The sequence below is a fragment of the Erwinia sp. INIA01 genome (assembly GCF_025947915.1).
In the GTDB taxonomy this organism is placed as follows: Bacteria; Pseudomonadota; Gammaproteobacteria; order Enterobacterales; family Enterobacteriaceae; genus Erwinia; species Erwinia coffeiphila.
The window spans coordinates 172,164-196,352 of sequence record NZ_JAPDNC010000012.1 but is presented as its reverse complement, the minus strand read 5'-3'; the positions used below and the strand labels follow the sequence as shown (position 1 = coordinate 196,352).

Annotated in this window: 20 protein-coding genes; 14 read left to right on the top strand and 6 right to left on the bottom strand. The window is 55.7% G+C overall.

The genetic code is table 11. The features are described from left to right. The first annotated feature begins 7 nt into the window (after positions 1-7). From OMR58_RS20675 to OMR58_RS20650, 6 genes are all read left to right on the top strand, one after another. Positions 8-1,114 (top strand): PTS fructose transporter subunit IIC, encoded by a 1,107-nt coding sequence (locus OMR58_RS20675; protein WP_200545473.1) that lies wholly within the window; start codon positions 8-10, stop codon positions 1,112-1,114. Between the two features lie 27 nt (positions 1,115-1,141). Continuing rightward, complete coding sequence (gene mngB / locus OMR58_RS20670) at positions 1,142-3,775, top strand: mannosylglycerate hydrolase (protein ID WP_264546815.1); 2,634 nt, start codon at positions 1,142-1,144, stop codon at positions 3,773-3,775. A 9-nt stretch (positions 3,776-3,784) separates the two neighbouring features. Further along, positions 3,785-5,695, top strand: a complete 1,911-nt coding sequence (locus tag OMR58_RS20665; RefSeq protein WP_264546814.1) for a BglG family transcription antiterminator — start codon at positions 3,785-3,787, stop codon at positions 5,693-5,695. A gap of 82 nt (positions 5,696-5,777) precedes the next feature. Further along, positions 5,778-6,956: a carbohydrate porin gene (locus OMR58_RS20660; RefSeq protein WP_105590904.1), complete on the top strand. Its 1,179-nt coding sequence runs from the start codon at positions 5,778-5,780 to the stop codon at positions 6,954-6,956. Between the two features lie 101 nt (positions 6,957-7,057). Beyond that, the gene (locus OMR58_RS20655; RefSeq protein WP_264546813.1) at positions 7,058-7,987 is read left to right on the top strand and encodes an ROK family protein; all 930 of its coding nucleotides are present in this window, start codon (positions 7,058-7,060) and stop codon (positions 7,985-7,987) included. Between the two features lie 139 nt (positions 7,988-8,126). After that, positions 8,127-8,429: a cupin domain-containing protein gene (locus tag OMR58_RS20650; RefSeq protein WP_264546812.1), complete on the top strand. Its 303-nt coding sequence runs from the start codon at positions 8,127-8,129 to the stop codon at positions 8,427-8,429. Positions 8,430-8,450: 21 nt separating this feature from the next. Here the strand turns inward: OMR58_RS20650 and OMR58_RS20645 are convergent, their stop codons facing one another. From OMR58_RS20645 to OMR58_RS20630, 4 genes are read right to left on the bottom strand one after another with little or no spacing between them, the layout of a single operon-like run. Continuing rightward, positions 8,451-8,726 carry a YkgJ family cysteine cluster protein gene (locus OMR58_RS20645; protein WP_200559956.1) on the bottom strand — a complete coding sequence of 92 codons (276 nt, stop codon included), beginning with the start codon at positions 8,724-8,726 and terminating at the stop codon, positions 8,451-8,453. Further along, a complete protein-coding gene (locus tag OMR58_RS20640) occupies positions 8,723-10,294 on the bottom strand; it encodes a cobalamin adenosyltransferase (RefSeq protein ID WP_264546811.1) in 1,572 nt (523 codons plus the stop codon). Before OMR58_RS20640 ends, OMR58_RS20645 begins: the two co-directional genes overlap by 4 nt. Positions 10,295-10,342: 48 nt before the next feature. Then, on the bottom strand, positions 10,343-11,440 hold the full coding sequence (locus OMR58_RS20635; RefSeq protein ID WP_200559954.1) for a chemotaxis protein: 1,098 nt from the start codon (positions 11,438-11,440) through the stop codon (positions 10,343-10,345). Between the two features lie 51 nt (positions 11,441-11,491). Further along, the gene (locus tag OMR58_RS20630) at positions 11,492-12,394 is read right to left on the bottom strand and encodes a helix-turn-helix transcriptional regulator (protein ID WP_200559953.1); all 903 of its coding nucleotides are present in this window, start codon (positions 12,392-12,394) and stop codon (positions 11,492-11,494) included. Positions 12,395-12,506: 112 nt separating this feature from the next. On the opposite strand from OMR58_RS20630, the gene OMR58_RS20625 reads away from it, so the two are divergent. From OMR58_RS20625 to OMR58_RS20595, 7 genes are all read left to right on the top strand, one after another. Next, on the top strand, positions 12,507-12,737 hold the full coding sequence (locus tag OMR58_RS20625; protein WP_264546810.1) for a putative hemolysin: 231 nt from the start codon (positions 12,507-12,509) through the stop codon (positions 12,735-12,737). A gap of 368 nt (positions 12,738-13,105) precedes the next feature. Beyond that, the gene (gene dgoR / locus OMR58_RS20620) at positions 13,106-13,795 is read left to right on the top strand and encodes a D-galactonate utilization transcriptional regulator DgoR (protein ID WP_200545478.1); all 690 of its coding nucleotides are present in this window, start codon (positions 13,106-13,108) and stop codon (positions 13,793-13,795) included. After that, the gene (locus tag OMR58_RS20615) at positions 13,792-14,670 is read left to right on the top strand and encodes a 2-dehydro-3-deoxygalactonokinase (RefSeq protein WP_264546809.1); all 879 of its coding nucleotides are present in this window, start codon (positions 13,792-13,794) and stop codon (positions 14,668-14,670) included. The genes dgoR and OMR58_RS20615 overlap by 4 nt, the downstream gene beginning before the upstream one ends. Next, positions 14,654-15,271, top strand: coding sequence for a 2-dehydro-3-deoxy-6-phosphogalactonate aldolase (locus OMR58_RS20610; protein ID WP_200559951.1), 618 nt, complete (start codon positions 14,654-14,656; stop codon positions 15,269-15,271). Before OMR58_RS20615 ends, OMR58_RS20610 begins: the two co-directional genes overlap by 17 nt. Next, positions 15,268-16,416 (top strand): galactonate dehydratase, encoded by a 1,149-nt coding sequence (dgoD, locus tag OMR58_RS20605; RefSeq protein WP_105590909.1) that lies wholly within the window; start codon positions 15,268-15,270, stop codon positions 16,414-16,416. The genes OMR58_RS20610 and dgoD overlap by 4 nt, the downstream gene beginning before the upstream one ends. Before the next feature lie 71 nt (positions 16,417-16,487). Beyond that, on the top strand, positions 16,488-19,589 hold the full coding sequence (locus tag OMR58_RS20600; RefSeq protein ID WP_264546808.1) for a beta-galactosidase: 3,102 nt from the start codon (positions 16,488-16,490) through the stop codon (positions 19,587-19,589). A gap of 27 nt (positions 19,590-19,616) precedes the next feature. Beyond that, positions 19,617-20,903: an MFS transporter gene (locus OMR58_RS20595; RefSeq protein WP_105590911.1), complete on the top strand. Its 1,287-nt coding sequence runs from the start codon at positions 19,617-19,619 to the stop codon at positions 20,901-20,903. Positions 20,904-20,979: 76 nt separating this feature from the next. Here OMR58_RS20595 and clcA read toward each other — a convergent pair whose 3' ends face one another. Both clcA and rpiB read right to left on the bottom strand, forming a co-directional pair. Then, positions 20,980-22,314 carry a H(+)/Cl(-) exchange transporter ClcA gene (gene clcA / locus OMR58_RS20590; protein ID WP_264546827.1) on the bottom strand — a complete coding sequence of 445 codons (1,335 nt, stop codon included), beginning with the start codon at positions 22,312-22,314 and terminating at the stop codon, positions 20,980-20,982. A 137-nt stretch (positions 22,315-22,451) separates the two neighbouring features. Next, positions 22,452-22,901, bottom strand: a complete 450-nt coding sequence (gene rpiB / locus OMR58_RS20585; protein WP_200559948.1) for a bifunctional allose-6-phosphate isomerase/ribose-5-phosphate isomerase RpiB — start codon at positions 22,899-22,901, stop codon at positions 22,452-22,454. 349 nt (positions 22,902-23,250) lie between these two features. Between rpiB and OMR58_RS20580 the strand changes: the two genes are divergently transcribed. Further along, on the top strand, positions 23,251-24,141 hold the full coding sequence (locus OMR58_RS20580) for a MurR/RpiR family transcriptional regulator (RefSeq protein ID WP_105590914.1): 891 nt from the start codon (positions 23,251-23,253) through the stop codon (positions 24,139-24,141). The last annotated feature ends 48 nt before the right edge of the window (positions 24,142-24,189 follow it).

The window sequence follows — 24,189 nt, the reverse complement described above, 5'->3', positions numbered from 1 at the left end:
TGATCCTATGAAAAAAATAATGGTGGATATTAAGAACCATCTGATGACGGGTATTTCCTTTGCCCTTCCGGTGATTATTGCCGGTTCACTGATGGTGGCCGTAGCAAAAATTATCGGCATTGCCTTTGGTGCTTCCGATCTTAATCAGTTTGCCGACGTGCAGGGAATTAAAAACTGGCTGTATCAGACTCAGGAAATAGGCTTCAAAATAATCGGGCTGATGAATTATATCCTCGGTGCCTATGTGGCCTATTCCATCGCCGGGAAAAAAGGGCTGGCGGCCGGTTTTGCCGCCGGGCTGATCGCCTCCATCACCGGTTCCGGCTTCCTCGGCGCGGCAATCGGCGGCCTGCTGGCGGGCTACTCCTCCGACTGGGTGGCGCGCAAAGTGCGGATCACCGGCTCGGCGGCGACCTCGGTGCCGTTGATTATCCTGCCGTTTATCACCGTCGGCCTGCAAGTGCTGGTGATGCTGCTGCTGCTGGGAGATGCCCTGAGCTGGCTGAACAGTTCGCTGATGTCCTGGGTGCAGGAGATGACCAAAGATGGCACCAGTACTGTGGTACTGGCGGCGGTGCTCGGCGGCATGATCTGCTTTGACCTCGGCGGCCCGGTGAACAAAGCGGCGTGGGGTACGGCGAATGTGCTGTTCCTCAGCGGCGTGTATCTGCCCGCTATCCTGGTCAACGTGGCAATTATTATCCCGCCGCTGGGCTATGCCGCCGCACGTTTCCTGCGCCCGGCTAACTACAGCCAGACGCTGAAAGAGGCCGGCAACGGCTCGGTGATTATGGGAATCCTCGGCATCTCCGAAGGGGCGATCCCCTTCACGCTGAAAAACCCGGCACGCCTGATCCCACTTAACGTTTTTGCCGGTATCGCTGGTGCTATGACCGTGGCCCTGCTGAAAGCCTATCCGATTATGCCGCCGCTGGGCGGGCTGTACGGCGGGTTTACCGTCGGTAACGCCTGGGCCTACTTCGCCGGGGCGCTGGTCGGCACGCTGGTTATCGCCTTCGGCGCCAACCTGCTGGTCAACTTTAACGATGAACCGACGGGCAGCGCGCAGGCCGATGACTTTGCTGCGGACAGTATCGAAATCAAATTTGATTAATGACCCGAGTGGTTTAGGGACGATGTAATGAACAAGAAAACCGTACATGTTTATACCCACACGCACTGGGACCAGGAGTGGTACTTCACCACCTCGCGCTCGCGTATTTACCTGTTCAGCCATATTAAAAACGTGCTGCGCGTGCTGGAAAATAACCCGGATTTCCCCAGCTACCTTCTGGATGCACAAAGCTCGCTGATTGAAAGCTATCTGCAGTGGGCACCGGAAGATCGCGATCGCCTGCATCATCTGATTGCCGAACAGCGCCTGGTTACCGGCCCGTGGTACACCCAGACCGACCAGCTGGTGATCCACCAGGAGTCCGTAGTGCGCAACCTGTATTACGGTCAGCGCATTGCCGCAGAGGCCGGTCACAGCCTGCCGCTCGGCTACGTGCCGGACTGTTTCGGCCAGGGCGGCAACATGCCGCAGATTTATCGCCAGTTCGGCATCCGCCACGCGCTGTTCTGGCGCGGCATTGCCGATAACACCCTGCATGAAACCGAGTTTCTCTGGCAGGGTGATAACGGCGATAAGGTCTTTGCCGTACAGATGCCGTGGGGCTACCACTATGGCGGCCTGATCGACGAAACGCCGGCGACCATGAAGGCGTTTCTCGACGAGAAAATGGCACCGATCGAAGCCCGCAGCACGCGCCAGCATCTGCTTTATCCGCACGGCTTTGACCAGGCCCCGGTACGGGAAAACCTGCCGGAGCTGGTGCGTTCGTTCAATGAATGCGACAGTGCCCGCCACTACCAAATCAGCAGCCCGCTGGAGTTTGTGCAGGCGGTGGAAAACGAGTCAGGCGGGGAAGTGCGCGTATTGCAGGGTGAGCTGACCGAGGGCAAACACTCCCGCGTGCACAAAACCATATTCTCCTGCCGCGCCGACCTTAAGCTGCTGAATAACGAAGTGGAAGCGCTGTTGGTCAACACGCTGGAACCGGTACTGGCGATCGGTCGCGGCCTGGGGCATGACTATCCGTCGCGCATCGTGGCGGATATCTGGAAGCTGATGTTTTATAACGCCGCACACGACAGCATTGGCGGCTGCAACAGCGACGATACCAACCGCGATATCGCCTTCCGCTATAAGCAGGCGCGCGATCTGGCGACCAACCTGCTGGAGTCGGCCACCCGGCAGATTAGCATCCGCATTCCGCGCGATCACGACTACAGCTTTACCGTGTTCAACCCGCTGCCGAACCCGGTCACGCAGCAGATCACCTTCGAGGCGTGGCTGCCCGGCCTGCCGTTTATCCTGCGGGATGCCGACGGCAATGCGCTGCCGTGCGTCATTGAAGAACAGGAAGATCTGACCCAGTACGTGCTGAATCAGACCATCCGCCTGAACCCGGGAAAATCGTATCACCGCCCGGAAAAAGTGTTCCGTACCCGCCTGACGGTGGCCGCCCGCGATCTTCCGGCGCTGGGCTACACCCGCTGGCATCTGGATTTCGCCACCGATGGCATCAGCTCACGCCAGGTGGATGCCGGGACGGTGATTGAAAATGCAGCCTATCGCATTGAAGTGGAGGGCAACGGCCTGCTGGCGATTACCCACAAGGCCAGCGGCAAACGCTATCAGCGGCAGATGCTACTGGTGGAAAACGGCGACGATGGCGACTCCTACAACTATTCGCCGCCGCGTCAGGACATGTTCATCACCTCGGAAAATGCGCTGGTGCAGGCCAGCCGCCAGCAGGACGATCTGCGCCAGACGCTGCATCTTGAGTATCTGCTCTCGGTGCCTGCCAGCCTGGAAGAGCGAGCGCAGGGTATTGCCCGTTCACCGATGAAAGTGGCGGCGACCGTCACCCTGCAGGATGACGATCTGATCCGCTTCAGGGTGGATGTGGAAAATGATGTGCTGAGTCATCGCCTGTGCGTACACTTCGCCACGGATATTCTGGCCAACGTCTCCTGCGCGGATCAGCTGTTTGGCGTGGTCACCCGGCCGGTGCAGCTCAGCAACGCGCTGGCGGTGTGGGAAGAGGAAAACTGGCACGAGAAGCCGATCGCTATCGAGCCGATGCAGAGCTATGTCAACCTGCACGACGACCAGCACGGTTTCACCCTGCATACCAACGGCGTGCGCGAGTATGAAATCGTCGGTGACGGCTTTGATACCATCGCCGTGACGCTGTTCCGCACCTTCGGCTATATGGGCAAAGAAAACCTGCTGTACCGGCCAGGACGCGCCTCCGGCGAGTCGGTAATTGCCACGCCGGATGCTCAGCTGCTGGGATCGCTCTCGTTCAGCTTCGGCTGGCGCATCCACAGTGGCAGTTTCAACCAGGGACAGCACGCAAGGGTGTCGAAGCAGCTGCTGACCACCTTCCCGGTGTATCAGGACAGCGATTTCCTCAACGGGCGTCTGCGCTTCTGCCTGAACGACGAAGTACGCGACTACCCGGAAACGCTCAGTCTGCTGACGCTGCCGCACGGCGAAAACGATGCGCTGATCAGTACGGTGAAATGCGCTGAGCAGGAAGAGGGCTACATCGTCAGGCTGTACAACCCGAACCTGGAGCAGGCGGTCAGCCTGGCGGATCTGGCGAATGCTCGCCCGGTGATGCTGGATGAACGTACGCCGATGCCGGTACGCCAGCAGCTGCAACAAAACGATGTCCAGACGCTGTATATCACCAGGGATTAAGAGAGAAATATGAGACTGTTCACCAATAAACGGGTCAGAGATATTTTCGTACAGATTGCCAAAGGTCCGGCGACGCAGGCGTTTCTTGCCAAAGAGATGAACGTGTCAACGCGTACCATTCGCAGCGATCTGAAAGAGTTAAGCGATATCATCCCCCGCTACGGCATCAGTCTCTTATACGATCGCAAAACGGGGTTTGAAGTGAAATGCGACGACCCCGCCAGCTATCACGCCCTGCTGGAAGAGTCCGACAGGCCGGTCAACCAGACCCGATCCGCGGCGGATCGCAGAAAGCAGCTGATGGCGCTGCTGCTGCGTCAGCAGGGATACGTGGCGCTGGAAGAGCTGGAGTCGGACTGGTTTATCAGCATCTACAGCCTGAAAAACGACGTGGCGCTGCTGAAACGCCACTTCTCCTTCTATCAGATTGCGGTGAACGCGGTAGGGAACGAACGATTAAGGATCGCCGGGGATGAAGTGAATATCCGCCGCTGCATCTACGATCACCTGCTGCGCTCAACGGAAACCGAAAGCGACTACCGCGAGCTGTTTGCCTGCGAAAGCGCCTTCTCCGAAATCAAAAATGCGCTAAGCCAGCTGCTGGTGAATAACCAGCTGCGCTTTAGCGACGTGAATCTGCGTTCTTTTACGCTCTGCTGCGGCATTGTGCTGGAAAGAATACGCGGCGGCAACTGGCTGCTGGATTACGATTTTAACCAGTGCGACACGCTGTGGAAGCCTATTGCGCGTCAGGTTCTGCAACTGCTGCTGGCGGATCAATCCGGCAGCGTACCGCCGGGCGAAGTTAACTATATGGCGATGAACCTGTCGGCGTTCTGCTCGGTTAGCGGCGACAGCGATCTGCCGGATCGCTGCTACGATGCGGAACTGACGGTGATGAACCATTTCTTAAGCTACGTCAGTTCCGTCTGGTACTGCGACGTCAGCTACGACGAGCAGTCGAAAAAGAACCTGCTGAATCACATTAAGGCGATGCGCACCCGGGTGAATCACGGCATCACCATTATCAACCCGCTGCTGGATCAGATTAAGCGCCACTATCCGCTGATGTACGAAATGACCCTGACCGCCTTCAGCGAGCTGGATAACTTTTTCACCGGCAAGCTGAGCGACGATGAAATCGGTTATCTGGTGATGCACATTGGCGCGGTGCTGGAGGATACCCTCTATCAGCATCAGGGCAGCGCGGTCAGTGCGCTGATCGTCAGCGATCAGGGCATGGCCTCTACGCGGATCGTCAGCCAGCGGATCGTACGCATGTATCCCAATATGGCGATTGGCGAGCCGATCTCCGTTCAGCAGTATCAGGCGATGGAAAACATCGCCGAGGACGTGGTGATCAGCATGGTGCCGGTGGCGGAGAAAAACCGAAAGGTGATTAATCTGCCCGCGCTGCCGGAGCGCTGGCAGCTGGAGAACATCAAATATTACCTGACCAATCATCGCTCCCCGGCGGATACGGTGATGAACTATTTCTCCCCGGCGCATTTCTTTATTTTTGAGCAGTCCGAACATAACAAGGACTCGCTGATTGAATTTCTTGCCCGTCGGCTGGAGTCCACCGGCAAGGTGGACGCCCGCTACTTGCCGTCGGTGGTGGAGCGTGAAGCCCATGCCTCCACGCTGCTGGCGGATAAAATCGCTATTCCTCATCCGATGGGGCTGGTGGCCTCCACCACCCAGGTGACCGTGGCGGTATTCCCGCAGGGCATCGAATGGGATGCGGGGAAAGTAGTGAAATTAGTGTTCATGCTGGCAATCAGTGAAGACGCCTTTGTCGATAGTATGATTATTTACGACTATCTGACCAATATTCTCGATGATGACATTATCGATAAATTAAGCGCGTCCGGCACCTTTGCCGATTTCATGTGTTTATCCGGGAGGTATTTCATCTAATAAAGAAAGGCAGAGTCATAAATGTTGATGGCAAATTAAATAATAAAAACCCAATCCGATTAAAATAAGAAAGGAATTAATAATGAAATTTAATCATTATCTCTGTAGTCTATTCCTGTTTTCCGTTCCGGCTCTTTCTGCAATCACCGTGGATACGCCGGAAGGTAGCCTGAAGTTTTATGGCGACGTGGAGTTTAACGTGGATGCCGCGAGTAAGACCGGCCAGTTAACCTCGCTGCGTACTAATTCAGGCAATAACTGGAATGCCGGAAATACCGAACGCTGGGACGTCAATGGCCGTATTTTACTCGGCGTGGATGGCTATCGCAGCGTGGCGAATAATAAGTTTGCCGGATTCACCGTCCAGCCGCTGGCCGATCTCTCCGGTAATATGAATCTTGACGATGCCGCCTTCTTCTTCGGTCAGGAAAAAGACTGGAAGGTGAAAGTGGGGCGCTATGAAGCCTTCGATATGTTCCCGCTTAACCAGGATACGCTGATTGAGTATTCCGGTAATACGGCAAACAACCTCTACGACGACGGCTTCGGCTACATCTATATGATGAAAGAGGGCCGTGGCCGCAGCAGCGCCGGTGGCGCTATCCAGCTGAGCAAAACGAGCGGGCCGTTCTACTTTGAGCTGAACACCTTCGCCAGCGACGGCACCAAACTGTTCCAGGATCAGGCCTATCACGGCAACGCGCTGGAGAATAAAAAGAACGTTATCTATCTGCGCCCGATCGTGGCCTGGTCGATGAATGACGTCACCGCCGCCATCGCGATGGAAACCAACGTGGTCAGTAATGCCTACGGCTACAATGACGCTAACGGCAACTTTAACGACCAGTCAAAACGTAACGGCTACGGCGCCACCTTCAGCTGGAACGGACAAAAATCTAACCCGGACGACGGCGTGGTATTTAACCTGAGCACCGCTTATCTGGATGCTACCGACGAGAAGGACTTCAGCGCCGGAACTAACGCCCTGTGGCACGATTTTGAACTGGGCTATATTTACGCGAAAAACGACGTACAGAAATTTAATTTCGCCAATACCGATGTTGTTAATGCCGATGAAGTTATTCTGGGTAAATATGATATTCACACCGTGCATGCCTCATACCGCATTCGCAACGTGATGGAAATGGATAACTTCGATGTTTATTTAGGCGCCTACTGGTCCAGGCTGAGCATGGATAACGAGCAGGGTGATGATAAAGATCGCTATGGCGCTCGTGTAAGATTTAAATATCACTTCTAATTAAAATAACCGTTTTCCCGTGCGCGCTGTTCATCAGTGCAGGACGCTTGCTGCCTGAATAACGGTGGCGCACGGGAATGTATTTCACAGCAGGGGACATTATGCATTATCTCGGTCTGGATATTGGCGGCACCAAAATGGCGGCGGTGGTGATGAATCCCACGGGCGAGGAAATAGCCCGCTACCGACGCACCACGGTAAAAATCGACTATCCTGCATTTATTGATGAGCTGTGCGATTTCGTGGCGGAAATACGTACACAGAGCCAGCAGTCATTATCGATGGGTATTGCGCTACCCGGCGGTATTTCCCCCGCCAGTGGCAAAATCAAAAACTCCAATATTCTGGTGCTTAACGGCCAGGATCTGAAAACCGATCTGGAGCAGCGTCTGGATACAGCGGTGGTGATTGCCAACGATGCTAACTGCTTTGCACTGTCGGAAGCCTGCGATGGAGCAGGAAAGGGCGCAGAGGTGGTATTCGGCATCACCCTTGGCACCGGCTGCGGTGGCGGGATGTCGGTTAAGCAGCAGATATATACCGGGGCGTGGGGCAACGCGGCGGAGTGCGGTCATATCACCCTGCCGGACTACGCCGAACAGCAGGATGGCCCGCTGGCGATCTGCTACTGCGGCAGGCAGAACTGCGTGGAGTCATTTGTTTCCGGCACCGGGCTGGCGGAGCGCTACTTCCGGCTGACCGGCGAGCAGCGCTCGGCCCCGGGTATCATCCGGCTGGCGCAGCAGGGCGATCCGCAGGCGTTACAGCAGATAGCACGCTTCAAAAGTCAGCTGGCGCGGCTGCTGGCGACGATCGTTAATATCGTCGATCCGAACATCATTGTGATCGGCGGCGGGCTGTCGAATGAGCCGCTGCTGCTGGAGGGGCTGGCGGAAGCCACCGGCGAGCGGGTGTTTACCGACCGGTTCCTCACTCCGATCGTGGTGGCGCAGCACGGCGACAGCAGCGGTATGCGCGGCGCGGCCTGGCTGGCTATTCGCTCGCAGAATGACCGTTCTTTTGCTGGCTGACGGTTCTCTTGCCGGACGGTTAATGGTTCACCGGCTGGCTGCTCGCTCGCGGCGGCGGCATAGCTTAGAACAATGACGAATTTGCGTTCGGACAGAAACAGGGTAGTGATAGCGTTTTACTTAGCAAAAGGAGCACGCGGTGAGTCACGGAAACCTGGCAACGCTGGCCGCAGATTTACCCGCCGTCTGGCGGTCAACCCTCCTCGGCAGCGTCGGCAATGCCAATATCAAACTGATCAAAATGGGCGGCGAGGGGATTCCTGAAGAATCCCACGCCGAATTTGATGAACTGCTGGTGGTTATCGACGGTGAAATGCCGCTTATCGTCGGGGATAAGACCGTCTTGCTCAGCCCCGGCGACTATTATCTGATCCCGGCAGGAGCAACACATCGGGTGCCGCCGGGCAGCTATGGCACGTTGCTGCTGGTAGACAGGGAGTAATGCGAGTCAGCGAACGACAGCTTAGCCGTTATCCATATTTTCCAGAATACGGCAGGCGATCTGATTCAGCTCGATGAATTCCAGCCAGCTGTACTGCTGCTGATAATTCAGCAGAAACTGTTTTTCCACCTGACAAATGAGCGGACGCGTAGCATAAATCGCACAGCGTTTTGTTCCCATCTGATAGTGACGGCAGATGCCGTCACCCCGATCGAGAAACTGTGTTTCGCTGGCCCGGTTAACGTGGCGGCAGCAGGCACCGCACTGGTTACAGGGAAAGTCCGGCGTCAGCGTCACAGCGTGTTTAACCAGTCGCGCACCGAGGCGGTACTGCCAGCTTCGAAAGGCAGCTCAATCTTACGCCGCTCCACTTCAGCCTGCAGCAGCAGCCCACGCTCAACCTCGCCGTTGACCGCAGCCAGATGCCGGGAAAACTCCGCTAATTCAGCGGTATTAATGGCAAACTCCAGAGCCGACAGTTCCAGCAGATAACGGTCCAGTTCAGCATTCACCCGCTGATAGTATTCCAGCGCTTTCTGACTCTTATCTTTGAAGGCGTCCAGAAACGCCCACACTTTCTTCATCATCGAACTGTGTTCGAGGAAGTAGTTCATCACCAGCGTCAGCAGGCCGGTAGCCAGCGCGCTGCAAAATGCGGCCAGTTCGGGCCCGAAGGGAAACAGAAACATTTTGGTCAAAGCTTCATTCACGATGACCCCGGCGACAACTGCCAGCCCGGCAGCAAGCAGCTTACTGACCGCTTTTGCCAACTGCCCCGGCGGCAGCCCTTCGGGGTTAAATACCATGACTTTGAAGGCCTGCACCAGACTGTTCCACATCTCACGGATCAGCCGCACTATCGATCGCTGCGTGGTAAAGACGATATTCAACAGCGTGGTGGTTACGCTTGAAAGCACTCCGCCGATGGCACCGTCTTTAAAGGTGGTGAGAAAAACATGGAATTTCGCCTGTATCCGCGCCCAGACGGCACGCAGAGCGTCGCCCATATCGGAGAGTAAATTCCCGGCATTGAAGGCGTGGCGATGGGTATCAATCATCGCCGGAATGCGTTCCCGAAACTCAAACCAGATTTCGGCCAGAACCAGTCCCAGCATCTGGCGGGTACCCATGCGCAGACCATTGTTCAGCGCGGCACCGGCTACGTTTTTGGCAAATTTGCTGCTGCCGTAATAGGCCTCGTTGACGGTACTTTCGTATTTTTCCCGCGCCTGCCGGTCAGCGTCTTTCATTCGTTCAAAATCGGCAGCAGCTTTATTTTCCAGCTTGCTAAGATGTTTTTGTTCCTGCTCGCTGAGGGCGGGTTTACTGCGCAGTGCCGCAATCTCTTGCGTGGTCGCCTGATGCTGTTTTTGCAGCACCGTAACGAAATCCGCCATCGTCTTCGCTTTTTTTGACTTGTTAAGCGATTCATTGGTAAAGGTCAGGTTGCTGGCATCGTTCGCCAGATCGGCACCGTCCTGCCCGGCAAGAATCCGTCCCGCATCGTGATGGATCTCGTGAGCGGCAATAATATGGTCGAGGTTTTTGACATCCTCGGGGGCAAACTGTTTACCGGTATAGGTATCGGTTAGCGTGCCCGCTTCATGCTGGCGCTTACCTTCTCGGTTAGTGGCGATATAACTTTCGTGGCGGTGATAGTGGTGTGAATCATAATCGCCGCGTTGTTCATAACGCTGGCGCTCCGCCTCTGTCGCATAGATACCCTGGCGAGCATTGTGAATGGTGTTAACATCACCACCCTGCTGGTCGTTCAGCAACAGAAAATCAAGCCCGAATGACGTGGTCAGACTTTTCACCACCGTCTGATGCAGTTCTTCGGCCCAGTCGAATTCGGTTGTGCTCATGGCATTCAGTCCCTTATCAATCCGGGCCTTTGCGGCCCGGTCAGTAGGTTAAGCGTTAATCTGGAACTGAACGAAATCGGTACCCGATTGTTGCAGCGCGGCATCCAGCTCGTCGTTATTCAGCACGTTCATGCCATCGCTATCCACCTTGAGCTTGATTGCACCATTCTCTATCACGGCTTCCCCGTCGCTGGTTTTCATCGGTTTAAACAGCGGTGTGGTGATCACGTCGGCCATGATCGCGGCCAGCTTATAACCGTTCCCGATGGTCCGGATAATGTCTTCAGACAGGCCGTCTGCCGCTTTCGCCTGCGTTCCTTCGCTGGCAATAATTCGTTGATGCATCTCTTTGAGCGGCGCGAAATAGTGCTCGGTGAAGATGTCATGCATTTCGGAGATCAGCAGAGAAATACTCTCAGCGTATTTTCTGACTTCTACTAATTTTTTGATAATCGAGGACATTTTTTCTACAGCTTTGTCAGCTTCTTTCACGGATTTGCGGGCATTCTCGAGCGCTTTGTCAGCATGGCTGTCATAGGCCCATCCGGCAATGGCAATCAGCGGTGCCACTACAGCTCCGCCCAGCACCATCGCCCCGCCGGCCATCCCCCAGCCGCCAGCCGCCAGCGATCCGCCGCCAATCGCCGCCATGGTGGCGTTATAGGCTGCCGCCCCGGAGAGGGCGGCAATTGGCGTGCCGGTTGACGCGGCAGCAAACGCCATGACCCCGCCGTAGACCGCAAAACCTGCCGCTGCACCCGATGCACCCGCACCCAGTACGGTCGTCATATATTCGGTGGCGGAAATCGCCAGATTTTGCATCTTGCTGATACTGTGCTGCGGTATGCTCAGCTTGAGGTCTTTATGGCCCTCTTTTTGCAGGCGGGCCAGCAGCTCTTTGGCCACTCTGTTGAATTCATCAAAATCCTTACCGATAGCAAGTTCTTTCATGCCCAGCGCATTGAGTTTATCCGTACATACCCCACGGGTATATTCAAGGTGCTTTTCTCGATTTTCATATCGACTTTTAGCGCTGGCCAGCATCTTGTCGGCTTCCGACTTTTTCTGATAACCGTCATAGGCTTTTTTACCGCCAAACGCGGACGCTGCCGCAGCAACGCCAAGAATAATAAAGGGTAGGGCCATACTAACTCTCCTGTGTGTATGTCTGCGTTTACCGAAAAACTACTCCGCTGCTTAGGCAGACGGTAACGGCTCGTTCCCGGCTAAGTAGTCGTGAAGCATGTTAACAAGGGTGGTTTTCAACCATGCCGGCTCCAGTATTTCAATATTGGGAAGCCAGAACAGAATGAGCGGAATAATCTGGTTCTGATGTGCAGCCCGGCAGAGCAGCGTAATACTGTGCCGATCTTCTTCCACCAGCTGCTGCTGGGGCAGCAAATCTCGGCGCTGGAAATAAACAGCGATGTTCCGTTTCACTTTGAGGCGGACTTCAAACGTCTCCTCACTAACCCAGGGATCCTGATGCTGATTAATCAGCGCCAGCGTGGCTTTATCAACGGTGAAATGTTCTTTTCTGATATCCAGCCAGTTAAGCTGACTCAGCGCAAACGATTTAAGTTTGCCGTTTTCGGTGGCCTGTAAATACCAGATACTCTGCTGATTAGTGAGCTTATAGGGATGAATAATCCGCGTTTTATTTTTATAAACGATCTGGCAGACGCTGTTCTTGTGAATTGCTTTTTCAATTAAATGCAAATAACGCTGTAGGTCGACTTTAACGCTATGCTCCGCACTGACGGGATGAACCTGGATGTGATTTGCAGCGACGCGCATCTCCAACTTCTGCCAGAACTCGTCGGGGCGTTCCGGGAACCAGGTATCGGCGCTCATCAGATCGGCCAGCGGTTGATGCAGGCCAACGCCGATATTAAGCGGGCGCGGTGAAATCAGACGGTATTGTCCGTCAGCGCAGATCTCCACAATCGAAGAGAGTGCGTTCAGATCGCGATACACCGTACGCTCGGTAATATTAAATTTTTTCATCAAAGCATGCCGGTTTACCACACCTCGCGTATGTAGTTCCGAAAGAATATCGACTAACCGATCTGCCGAGCGGCTCCTTGATGAAGTTGTCATGGTATCCTGCCATTCACTGTGCGTAAGACGTACATTGTGCATACGCGACTGACATCATTTGTCAGTCACTTTACCAGTACACATTTTTTTGTCAGATAATTGCGGGATTATTGTGAAGAAAACATTATTGATGGTAGCCATTATTTCTCTTTCCGCCTGCGCGACGAAAAAGCCATCGCCAGATCAGGCACCGATTGGATTCGCCAACCCGGCTTCCGTTTACTGTAAAAATCTGGGGGGCAGGCTGGATATCGTAAAAGAAGAAAAAGGGGAGGTAGGCTACTGTACGCTCCCGAACGGAGAGCGTATTGAAGAGTGGGCGCTGTACCGCAGAGCCAGATAAACGTTTGTGCCGCAGCAACAGCCAAAGGCCGGATCTCAGTATCCGGCTAACAGCTCACGCCTTGCCGTTTCAGCCAGAAAGTGGCTGCGATCGCGGTAATCCCCTAATTTTCCCCATCTTTATCTCTCCCTCTACTAAAACAACGGCAAACATGCCTGGCTCCATCACGGACATATCTCCGTCAGTCGGCTGCGAGTTCCCAATAGTAATTGTTCTTTTTGTGATCCAGATTGTAGTACAACTTAAATAATTAGTACTACAATCTGGCGCATGGCAAGGCGAACACGATCACGTTTGTACTGCAATCGTGAGGGAAAAACGGGCATTCAGGGTAAAGTAACTCGGGACAACGACTCAAAGGACACACCATGACCCTGAATAAAACCGACCGCCTGATTGTGGAACTGGGCCGACAGATCGTCGGCGGAAAGTATGTGCCTGGTGCATCGCTACCGGCAGAGGCCGAGCTGTGTGAAGAGTTTGAAACCTCACGCAACATCATTCGCGAAGTGTTCCGTTCGCTGATGGCGAAACGGTTGATTGAAGTGAAGCGCTATCGCGGCGCCTACGTGGCACCGCGCAACCAGTGGAACTATCTCGATACGGATGTATTGCAGTGGGTGCTGGAACAGGACTACGACCCGCGACTGATTGGCGCGATGAGCGAAGTGCGAAACCTGGTAGAACCCTCTATTGCCCGCTGGGCGGCGGAGAGAGCCACTTCCAGCGACCTGGCTCAAATCGAACTGGCGCTCAATGAGATGATCGCCAACAACCAGGATCGGGATGCATTTAATGAAGCGGATATTCGCTATCACGAAGCGGTACTCGCCGCTGTGCATAACCCGGTACTACAGCAGCTGGGTGTGGCCATCAGTTCGCTACAGCGGGCCGTATTTGAACGCACCTGGATGGGCGATGAGGCCAATATGCCAAAAACGCTCCAGGAACATAAAACACTGTTTGATGCCATCCGCCATCAGGACAGCGATGCGGCAGAACAGGCGGCGCTGACGATGATCGCCAGCTCAACACGAAGGCTAAAGGAAATTACATGACATCTCGCTACATCGCCATTGACTGGGGTTCGACCAACCTGCGTGCCTGGCTCTGCCAGAACGGCACAGCAACACAAAGCAGGCATTCGCAACAGGGCATTACGCGCCTGAATGGTCAAACCCCGCAGGCGGTGTTAGCGGAGTTGACCCACGGTTGGTGCGACAGCGACACGCCGATAATCATGGCGGGCATGGTCGGGAGCAACGTCGGCTGGAAAGAGGCTCCCTACCTGCCTTTACCGGTGACGCTTAACGGTATCGGCGAACGGTTAACCCACGTTACCGGCCAGGTGTGGATCGTTCCTGGTCTGAGCGTCAATCGTAGCGACAACCATAACGTCATACGCGGGGAAGAAACGCAGCTTCTTGGCGCGTATCAGCTGGCCCCATCCTCTCTTTACGTCCTGCCGGGCACCCACAGTAAATGGGTGCAGGCCGACAGCGAATGTATCAACGATTTTCGTACCCAGATGACCGGTGAACTGCACGATGTTCTGCTGCGCCATACGCTGGTGGGCGCGGGCCTGCCTCCGCAGGTCATCGCCCCGCAGGCTTTTAGCGAGGGGCTGACGCATGGCCTGAACGATCCTGCCGTACTGCCGATGCTGTTTGAAGTTCGCGCTGCGTACGTGCTTGGCGCACTGCCGCGCGAGCAGGTCAGCGAGTTTTTATCCGGCGTGCTGATCGGCGCCGAAGTGGCTGCGATGGCCACTCTGTACTCCGGCCAGCAGGCCATGACGCTGGTAGCGGGAGCGAATCTGGCCGCACGCTATCGGCAGGCGCTGGACGCCATCGGACGAAACGTCACGGTGGTGGAGGGCGACACGGCATTTCAGGCAGGAATAAGGAGCATCGCTTATGCAGTGGCAATCTGAACTACCGCTTATCGCTATATTGCGCGGTATCACGCCGGAAGAAGCGCCGGAGCATGTTGGGGCGGTGATCGAAGCCGGTTTTGACATGGTTGAAATTCCGCTGAATTCCCCGCGCTGGCAGCAAAGTCTCCCCACTATCGTGGAGGAGTTTGGCAACAGAGCGCAGGTGGGTGGAGGTACCGTACTTCAGCCGGAGCAGGTCGATGTACTGGCGGCGATAGGCTGCCGCCTGATCGTCACGCCGAATACGCATCCCGGGGTGATCCGCCGTGCGGTGGAGCACGGCATGACGGTCTACCCCGGCTGTGCCACCGCCACCGAGGCTTTCACCGCGCTGGAGGCGGGCGCGCACGGGCTGAAAATTTTTCCGTCATCGGCGTTCGGTCCGGATTATATCAAGGCGCTGAAAGCGGTCCTGCCACCCGACGTGCCCGTCTTTGCCGTGGGTGGCGTTACGCCGGCAAATCTGGCGCAGTGGATCGGCGCGGGCTGCGCCGGTGCCGGGCTGGGTAGCGACCTGTATCGCGCCGGTCAGCCTGCGGCGCAGACCGCACGGCAGGCAGCGGCATTTGTTAAAGCGTATAGAGAGGCAGTGCAATGAAGATTACCAAAATCACGACCTGGCGTTTGCCCCCGCGATGGATGTTTCTGAAGATCGAAACGGATGAGGGCGTGGTGGGCTGGGGCGAACCGGTTATTGAAGGGCGTGCCCGCACGGTGGAAGCGGCCGTACACGAGTTGGGCGATTACCTGATTGGTCAGGATCCTGCACGCATTAACGATCTGTGGCAGGTGATGTACCGTGCGGGGTTTTATCGCGGCGGCCCGATCCTGATGAGTGCGATTGCCGGCATTGACCAGGCCCTGTGGGATATCAAAGGCAAAGTACTGAATGCGCCGGTCTGGCAGCTGTTGGGCGGGCAGGTGCGAGACAAAATGAAGGCCTACAGCTGGGTGGGCGGCGATCGCCCGGCGGATGTGATTGACGGCATCAACCGGCTACGTGCGATCGGTTTTGACACCTTTAAGCTGAACGGCTGTGAAGAGATGGGCATGATCGACAGCTCCCGCGCAGTGGATGCCGCGGTGAACACCGTAGCGCAAATTCGTGAAGCCTTCGGTAATCAGATTGAGTTTGGGCTGGACTTCCACGGTCGGGTCAGCGCGCCGATGGCGAAAGTGCTGATTAAAGAACTGGAGCCGTATCGCCCGTTATTTATTGAAGAACCGGTCCTGGCCGAGCAGGCAGAATATTATCCCCGGCTGGCGGCGCAGACCGCCATTCCGATTGCCGCCGGTGAACGCATGTATTCCCGCTTTGAGTTCAAGCGCGTGCTGGAAGCCGGCGGCCTGGCTATTTTGCAGCCCGACCTGTCCCACGCGGGCGGTATTACCGAATGCGTTAAAATTGCCGCAATGGCTGAAGCCTATGACGTCTCGCTGGCCCCACACTGCCCGCTGGGTCCGATTGCCCTTGCTGCCTGTTTGCACGTTGACTTTGTTTCCTATAACGCTGTCTTCCAGGAGCAAAGTATGGGCATTCACTATAACCAGGGCGCCGAGCTCCTCGACTTTGTAAAAAACAAGGAGGACTTCGCGATGCAGGGCGGATTCTTTAAACCGTTAATGAAGCCGGGACTGGGTGTGGAAATTGATGAAGCCAAAGTCATTGAAATGAGTAAAACCGCGCCGGACTGGCGAAATCCACTCTGGCGTTTACAGGATGGCGTGGTTGCTGAATGGTAATAAAAAAATAAATATCCTTCCCTTTAATTTATTTAAGCAAGATCACCGTCCGCAATAAAACGGGAATAAAAATGAGCGAATATAGCAACGCTTTTGCAGAAATAATAAAGCGTAAAGACTGGCAGAACCTGGTTATTACCCATCTTAATCGATTACCTGCACATGCGCGGATGAACAGCTGGCGCAGTGAAAGTGATGCCCGTGATAATACCCCTTCACCCAACCGCCGCTGCCTCAACGGCCAGTGGGAATTTACCCTTTATAATAGCCCGGAGCAGGTTCCGGCCCGCTGGCTGGAATACAGCGATGAAACGGTAAATAAAACGCCAGTCCCCTCTAACTGGCAGGTGCAGGGCTACGATGTTCCTATTTACACCAACGTCACTTATCCCATTAACACCACGCCGCCGCAGGTTCCGCAAAATAACCCGACGGGCTGCTATACCACTACCGTTGAAATAGACGAAAGCTGGCTGGCTGAGGGCGTCGTGAATATTATTTTTGACGGCGTGAACTCGGCGTTTCATTTATGGTGCAACGGCAACTGGGTGGGCTACTCGCAAGACAGCCGACTGCCGGCGGAGTTTTCTCTGAATCAGTGGGCGAAGCCGGGTAAAAACCGGCTCTGCGTGATGGTAATGCGCTGGAGTGTAGGTACCTGGCTTGAAGACCAGGATATGTGGCGGATGAGCGGAATTTTCCGCCCGGTTTGGTTACAGCATCGGCCCGCCGCTCATCTTGCCGATGTGATCATCAGCCCGCATCTTAACGAGGATTTCGATAGCGGCTACCTGCACATTCAGGCCACGTTGGGCGGCGATGTTAGCGATCCCGAAGCCTGGGCGGTCAAGCTGACGCTCTGGCAGGGCGAACGGGTCTGCGTGCAAAAAATCGTTCCCTTTGGCACGCAAAAAATTGATGCCCGCGGTCCGTGGCGCGAGCGGCTGGACACCCGCCTGACGCTGGACAATCCGCAGCTGTGGAGTGCGGAGCAGCCACACCTCTACCGCCTGACGGCTACGCTGCTGGACCCGCACGGCCAGGCCGTGGAGAGCGAAGCGTGGAATACCGGTTTCCGCCGCGTGGAGATTGCTGACGGTCTGCTGAAAATCAACGGTAAGCCGCTGTTGGTCCGGGGCGTTAACCGCCATGAGCATGACCCGGTGCTGGGGCAGGCGGTGGATGACGCTTCAATGCTGCAGGATATCCTGCTGCTGAAGCAGAACAACTTTAACGCCGTACGCTGCTCGCATTACCCCAACCAGTCCCGCTGGTACGAGCTCTGCGATGAATACGGCCTGTACGTGGTAGATGAAGCAAACATCGAAACCCAGGGGATGATCCCGATGCGTCGCCTGGCGGAAGATTCGGAATGGCTCCACGCCTTCTCCGCCAGGGTCACGCGGATGGTACACAGTAACCGCAACCACACCGCGATTATTATCTGGTCACTGGGTAACGAATCCGGCATCGGCAGTTCGCACGAGGCGCTCTATCACTGGGTGAAGAAAAACGATCCGACGCGGCCCGTGCAGTATGAAGGCGGCGGAGCGGCTACGTCGTCGACCGATATTATCTGTCCGATGTATGCCCGGGTCGATCAGGACCAGCCATTCCCGGCGGTGCCGAAATGGGCCATCAAGAAATGGATTGGCCTGCCCGGCGAACAGCGGCCGCTAATCCTCTGCGAATATACTCACGGCATGGGCAACAGTCTGGGCGGTATTGAAAAATACTGGCAGGCTTTCCGTCAGTATCCGCGCCTGCAGGGCGGTTTTCTCTGGGACTGGATGGATCAGGCGCTGATCCGCAAAGATGAAAGCGGCGTGCCGCATTACGCCTACGGCGGCGATTTTGGTGATACGCCGAACGACAAGCAGTTCTGCCTGAACGGGCTATTGTTCCCGGACCGCACTCCACATCCGTCACTGCATGAGGTGAAGTACCTTCAGCAATATTTCCACTGTCGCCTGCTGAGCAGCCAGCCGCTGGAAATTGAAGTGGCCAGCGAATACCAGTTCCGCACCAGCGATAACGAAACGCTGTTCTGGTCGGTTCAAAGCCGGGGCGTGGATGTGGCACAGGGAGAAATCACGCTGAATATCGCCCCGGAGGGCCACGTCCGACTGACGCTACCCTGCGATATTTCAGACTTCAGTCAGCTAGCCGAACTGAGCTTAATGCTGGAGGTCCGCCAGCCGAACGCCACGCCTTGGAGTGAAGCGGGGCACGTGGCTGCGTGGCAGCAGATCGCGCTGCCGTCCGACTGGCTGGCGCTGCCGCCGAGGATACGCGGTGATGTTCAGCTTAGCGAAGAGGGCGAGTGCTATTACGTCACCGCCGGTAGCCGCCGCTGGGCATTTAACCGCAAGCAGGGGCTACTGACGCAGTGCTGGCTGGAAGGTGAACCGCAGCTGCTGACGCCGTTCCGCGATCAGTTTGTGCGTGCGCCGCTGGATAATGACATCGGCACCAGTGAGCTGGGCCAGGAGCAGCCGGATGCCTGGGCCGTGCGCTGGCGTACGGCCGGTCTGTACGACATGGAGAGCGAGTGCATCAGCTGCTCGGCACAGCAGTTGGAGGACAGCGTGGAAATCGTCGCCGATCTGCATTGGTGGGCCAACGGCAGGCTGGCGATTGCCAGTCGCTGGCACCTGCGCTTCGACGGAGAAGGCCAGCTGCATCTGACGGTGGAAGGCAGCCGCGCTGCATCACTGCCGCCGCTGGCGCGAATTGGCATAACCGCGCAGCTCGCGGATCGCCAGGCACCGGTATCCTGGCTGGGTAACGGTCCGTGGGAAAACTATCCCGACCGCGCCGCCTCTGCACGTTATTCCCGCTGGACCTTGCCGCTGGAGGCGATGACCACGCCCTATATTTTCCCCTGCGAAAATGGCCTGCGTACCCACACTCGGGAGCTGAGTTGGGGCGAGTTTCATCTGTACGGGGAGTTTCATTTCTCCCTGCAGCGCTACAGTACCCGGCAGCTGAAGGCGGTCGATCACCGGCATTTACTGCGCGAGGAACCCGGCGTTTGGGTCAATATCGACGCCCGCCATATGGGGATCGGCGGAGATGACTCATGGACCACCAATATCGTGCCGGAAGCGGATCAATTAACCGAAAAGAACTGGCGCTATAGCGTCACTATCGCGTTCTCACAACAACAATAATTATTATCCGATCGTAAAGGTGAACCTATGAACATCGGTACTCTGAACCCTGCTGAGAAAAAGAATTTTATTTCGTTCTTCCTCTTCTTTTTCTTTTACTACTTTATTATGTCCGCCTACTTTCCGTTCTTTCCGGTCTGGCTGGCGGACGTCAATCATCTGACCAAAACCGAAACCGGCATTGTCTTCTCCTGCGTGGCGTTCTTCGGCATTCTGTTCCAGTTTCTCTTCGGCTATATCACCGACAAGCTGGGGTTACGTAAACACCTGCTGTGGGTGATTGTTGCCGGGCTGGTCTGCTTCGCGCCGTTTTTCCTGCTGGTGTTTAAACCGCTGCTGGCGGAGAGCATCTATCTGGGCGGCGTCGTGGGGGGGATTTATCTGGGGTTTGTCTTTTCCGGCGGGTCCGGTGCGGTGGACGCCTATATTGAAAAGGTCAGCCGCGCCAATAATTTCGAATACGGTAAAGTACGCACCTCCGGTTGTATTGGTTGGGCGGTGTGCGCCTCATTAACCGGTATGCTGATGGGGGTTAACCCGGATATCATTTTCTGGATCTCTTCTGGTTTTGCGCTGATCCTGGCGGTGCTGCTGGTGATTACTCGCCCCGAGCCGGAATCGAAAGAGAAAATTATTGAGGTCACCGGTAAAAAAGGCGACATCTCCATTCCGATTGCGCTCAGCCTGTTTAAGTTGCCGAGTTTCTGGGCCTTTTTAATCTACGTGCTGGGCGTGGCCAGTATCTATGATGTCTTCGACCAGCAGTTCGCTAACTTCTTTAAAAGCTTTTTTGCCGATCCGCAGCGTGGCAATCAGGTGTTTGGCTTTGTCACCACCGGTGGCGAACTGCTGAACGCCTGCATCATGTTTATCGCGCCGTTTGTTGTGTGGAAGGTGGGGGCAAAAAAGGTACTGCTGCTGGCCGGGACGATAATGACTATTCGTATTCTTGGTTCTTCCATCGCCACCACGCCGGTCGAAGTGGTGCTGTTGAAAACACTGCATATGTTTGAGATGCCATTCCTGTATATCGGCACCTTTAAATACATTAACAAAGTCTTCGATCCACGCCTTTCTGCGACTATTTATCTGGTCGGATTTAACGTGGCAAAACACGTTTCGGCGATATTTCTTTCCTCATACGTCGGGCAGATGTACGACACGATGGGCTTCCATAAGGCCTACCTGTTCCTTGGTTGCATCACCCTGAGCTTTACTGTGCTCTCTTTCTTCTTGTTGAAAGGAACCCCGCCGGAAGCGAGGACGGCAAAAGAGGAAACCGCCACCCGCGATCCGCAGCATTCTTCACCTTAACGCGAGTGCAAAATGACACCGGGGCCATTATGCCGACGGTGTCATTATTACTGCTGGTATAACAATAAATTAGCCGCTATTTCACTTCCACCTGCTGTCCACCCTGCCGCGCCAGCGTGCGAGCGAGGATCGTTGAGTAGAGCGGCTGGCCGCCGAGGAACTGCGCCACCAGCGTGGCACCGAGGCAGGTGATAATCATCGGTAGAATCAGCTGATAGTTATTGGTCATCTCCAGCACCAGCACAATCCCGGTCAGCGGCGCGCGCACCGATGCGGCGAACAGCGCGCCCATTCCGGCGATGGCGAACGTAGCGGGCTGGAGCGCATACAGTGGGAAAAACTGCGACATCGCCAGGCCGAAAGCGGTCCCCAGTACCGTTCCCAAGGCCAGCATCGGGGCGAAAATTCCGCCGGGCGCGCCGGAGGAAAAGCACAGCAGGGTGGTCAGCAGGCGCAGAACAAAAATCAGCAGCAGCATCTGTAACGAGAACGTACCCGAAGCAGCCTCGGGGATCAGCAGGTTACCGCCGCCGACGATGGCCGGAAACAGCAGCGTCATCACGCCGCAGGCACCGCCGAGGATCGCCCCGGTGACCACCACTCGCCAGATCCGGCGCTGATAAATTCGCGCGTAGAGATCCTGCATCACGAAAATCAGTTTGTTAAACAGTACTCCTACCGCGCCGAACAGCACGCCAAGCAGCAGATACAGCCACAGCGTCGGCACGGGTGCATCCGTCAGCTGGCCGACATCAATAATCGGCCGACCGCCGTTAAACAGCTGGAAGACGATGCTGGCCATAATCACGCCGATAAACACCGCCTTAATCGAAATCAGATTGTAGCGGAACTGCGGGCGCATCTCTTCCAGGATAAACAAAATCCCGGCCAGCGGTGCGTTAAACGCCGCGGATAAGCCCGCAGCGGCACCGGTGGCCAGCAGCGAGTGGCGGGCTTCGCCGCTTTTCAGCCGGAACAGGTCAAACACCATGCGGCCAATATTGCCACCCAGCTGCACGGTTGGCCCCTCACGGCCCAGCACCATTCCGGCACCCAGCGTGCCCAGCCCGCCGAAAAATTTTACCGGGATCACCCGCCACCAGCGTACCGGGCGCAGTTCTTCCAGCGCACCTTCGATCTCCGGAATACCTGAACCACCGGCTTCCGGAGCGAACCGCCGGACCAGCCAGTATCCCACCGCCGCCAGCGCTGCCGAAACGGCGAAGGCACACAGGTACAGCTGCCAGCCCGGCAGCACGTCGGCGGTCAGGTTGACGGCGCGCCAGTGCTGAATCGCCTCTACGGTTCTGGCGAAAATTACCCCCACCAGACCGACCAGCGTGCCGACCACGGCGGCGGAAATCAGCACGGCGACCGGCGTTTTATCCCGATTGAGTAAGGCCCGAAACATCCGGTAGCGGGCGGGAGGCGACTGCGGCACATTGACGACGGAAGCGGGTTCGTGGCTCATGGTATGGGCAAGGTTGCTGAAAGATGCCCGGAATTCTAGACCCACATCCCGCGCGATACAAAGGTTACGCCCGGAACTTAATCAACCCGCTGTTCCAGTGCCGCAATCGCTTCCACGCGAGTTTGATGGCGTCCCCCTTCAAACTCCGCGTCCAGCCAGGCATCAACAATCATCTTTGCCAGCTCCAGCCCGACGACCCGCGAGCCGAATGCCAGCACGTTGGTGTCGTTATGCTGGCGCGACAGTCTGGCGGAGTAAGGTTCGCTGCATACCACCGCCCGAATGCCGGGAAATTTGTTGGCGGTAATCGAAATCCCCACCCCCGTCCCGCAAATCAGCAGCCCGGCCTGCGCCTCGCCGTCAATAATCCCCTGCGCCACGGCGCTGGCAAAGTGCGGGTAGTCGGTGCGTTCTGCACCCCAGGTTCCTTTATCGATAACCTCAATGCCTCGGCTTTGCAGGTGGGCAATAATGTCTTCTTTCAGGATAAAGCCAACGTGATCGCAGCCAAAAACGATCTTTTTCATACCCTTCCTCCTTACATGTTTACTTCACGGTTTGTTTGTATTTGTGATTAATTGCGTCTTTGTGCGCAAAAGTAGAGCAATAAAATCCCGTTTCGGCTCTGTTCTACACCGACGGTTCAGCCATTTCAACAGCGATCTAGTGAGTGGTTGGCGTTAATGTTTCCGCTATCAATACGGCCTTTATCGCTAACGTTATGAATTTTATCGTTAAGATGTGATTACAAAAACGTGTTACTTCACGAAAGGTAAAACTTTATGAATTTGGAAATATTGTGAAGTTGTTAGCATATTTCAAGCCACGACTGTGGTGTTATAGTGTCGTCATCATTCATCAGGACAGAAGAGCGCGATGAGCCAGTCTGAATTTGAAAAAGAGCTTCCCCAGGGCATTGGGCTTGCCCCCTGGCTGCGGATGAAGCAGGAAGGCATGACCGACAATGAAAGCCGCATCGTTGACTGGCTGCTGCAGCCGGGAAATTTAAGCGATGCACCGGCGATCAAAGACGTGGCGGAGGCGCTAACGGTATCGGAAGCGATGATCGTCAAAGTGGCGAAGCTGCTGGGCTTTAGCGGTTTCCGCAACCTGCGCGCGGCGCTGATCGATTACTTTTCGCAATCGGAGCAGGTGCTTCCCGCCGAGCTGGCGTTTGATGAAGCGCCGCAGGACGTCGTCAACAAGGTGTTTAACATCACCCTGCGCACCATTATGGAGGGGCAGTCGATCGTCAACGTTGATGAAATCCACCGCGCTGCACGCTTCTTCTATCAGGCGAAGCAGCGTGATTTGTACGGCGTCGGCGGGTCGAACGCCATCTGTGCCGATATCCAGCACAAGTTTTTACGCATCGGCGTGCGCTGCCAGGCCTATCAGGACGCACACATTATGATGATGTCCGCCTCGCTGTTGAAAGAGGGCGACGTGGTGCTGGTGGTTTCCCATTCCGGGCGCACCAACGATTTGAAATCCGCCGTGGAGCTGGCAAAAAAGAACGGGGCGAAAATCATCTGCATTACGCACAGCTATCATTCCCCGATTGCCAAGCTGGCGGATTATATTATTTGCTCACCCGCGCCGGAAACGCCGCTATTAGGGCGCAACGCTTCCGCGCGGATATTACAGCTTACCTTACTGGATGCGTTATTTGTTTCCGTCGCGCAGCAGAATATTGAACAGGCAACACTGAATATGCAAAAGACCGGCGCAATTGTGGATTTCTTTTCCCCCGGCGCGCTGAAGTAATAATATAAGCCCGTTCCGCAAGGAAACGGGCAACCCGTACCCCTACAA

Bases quoted from the DNA above. Each gene is read 5' to 3' on its own strand.
- OMR58_RS20675 (WP_200545473.1), top strand. From the start codon at position 8: ATGAAAAAAATAATGGTGGATATTAAGAACCATCTGATGACGGGTATT.
- mngB (WP_264546815.1), top strand. From the start codon at position 1,142: ATGAACAAGAAAACCGTACATGTTTATACCCACACGCACTGGGACCAG.
- OMR58_RS20665 (WP_264546814.1), top strand. From the start codon at position 3,785: ATGAGACTGTTCACCAATAAACGGGTCAGAGATATTTTCGTACAGATT.
- OMR58_RS20660 (WP_105590904.1), top strand. From the start codon at position 5,778: ATGAAATTTAATCATTATCTCTGTAGTCTATTCCTGTTTTCCGTTCCG.
- OMR58_RS20655 (WP_264546813.1), top strand. From the start codon at position 7,058: ATGCATTATCTCGGTCTGGATATTGGCGGCACCAAAATGGCGGCGGTG.
- OMR58_RS20640 (WP_264546811.1), bottom strand. From the start codon at position 10,294: ATGAGCACAACCGAATTCGACTGGGCCGAAGAACTGCATCAGACGGTG.
- OMR58_RS20635 (WP_200559954.1), bottom strand. From the start codon at position 11,440: ATGGCCCTACCCTTTATTATTCTTGGCGTTGCTGCGGCAGCGTCCGCG.
- OMR58_RS20630 (WP_200559953.1), bottom strand. From the start codon at position 12,394: ATGACAACTTCATCAAGGAGCCGCTCGGCAGATCGGTTAGTCGATATT.
- dgoR (WP_200545478.1), top strand. From the start codon at position 13,106: ATGACCCTGAATAAAACCGACCGCCTGATTGTGGAACTGGGCCGACAG.
- OMR58_RS20615 (WP_264546809.1), top strand. From the start codon at position 13,792: ATGACATCTCGCTACATCGCCATTGACTGGGGTTCGACCAACCTGCGT.
- OMR58_RS20610 (WP_200559951.1), top strand. From the start codon at position 14,654: ATGCAGTGGCAATCTGAACTACCGCTTATCGCTATATTGCGCGGTATC.
- dgoD (WP_105590909.1), top strand. From the start codon at position 15,268: ATGAAGATTACCAAAATCACGACCTGGCGTTTGCCCCCGCGATGGATG.
- OMR58_RS20600 (WP_264546808.1), top strand. From the start codon at position 16,488: ATGAGCGAATATAGCAACGCTTTTGCAGAAATAATAAAGCGTAAAGAC.
- OMR58_RS20595 (WP_105590911.1), top strand. From the start codon at position 19,617: ATGAACATCGGTACTCTGAACCCTGCTGAGAAAAAGAATTTTATTTCG.
- clcA (WP_264546827.1), bottom strand. From the start codon at position 22,314: ATGTTTCGGGCCTTACTCAATCGGGATAAAACGCCGGTCGCCGTGCTG.
- rpiB (WP_200559948.1), bottom strand. From the start codon at position 22,901: ATGAAAAAGATCGTTTTTGGCTGCGATCACGTTGGCTTTATCCTGAAA.
- OMR58_RS20580 (WP_105590914.1), top strand. From the start codon at position 23,251: ATGAGCCAGTCTGAATTTGAAAAAGAGCTTCCCCAGGGCATTGGGCTT.